A 551-nucleotide genomic window follows, 5' to 3' on the forward strand; every position below is an offset into this window, starting at 1 on the left:
GTCACCGGCGAGGAATCCGCGCAGCAGGTCAAGCTCCGCGCCCAGCGCCTCGGCGTCGACGCCGACCAGTTCTACCTCTTCCCCGAAACCAACGTCGAGGCCATCCTCTCTGCTGCCTACGACGTACGCCCCGATGTCCTGATCGTCGACTCGATCCAGACCATCTTTCGGCCCGACCTCACGAGCGCGCCGGGTTCGGTGTCGCAGGTCCGCGAGTCGGCCGCCGCGCTCCTCGACCTCACCAAGACGCTCCCGACGAGCACCTTCCTCGTCGGCCACGTCACCAAGTCGGGCAGCATCGCCGGGCCGCGCGTGCTGGAGCACATGGTCGACACGGTGCTCCACTTCGAGGGCGACCGCCACCACGCGTTCCGGATGCTCCGCGCCATGAAAAACCGCTTCGGGGCCGCCAACGAGATCGGCGTCTTCGAGATGCGCGAGGGGGGGCTGAAGGAGGTGGGCAGCCCGAGTGCGCTGTTTCTCGCAGAGCGGCCGCGTGCCCTCCATCGAGCAGACGACGACGGAGCCCGATTGACCGTACGACCGCTCTG

The 551-nt window shown here is 68.1% G+C and carries 1 protein-coding gene; it reads left to right on the plus strand.

Annotated features, from left to right (window positions below):
• The coding region (locus AAFM92_16915; protein ID MEL7302041.1) for a DNA repair protein RadA at positions 1 to 551 on the plus strand (551 nt) is incomplete at both ends.

Source organism: Pseudomonadota bacterium, assembly GCA_038533575.1.
Lineage (GTDB): Bacteria > Pseudomonadota > Alphaproteobacteria > Rhodobacterales > Rhodobacteraceae > Shimia_B.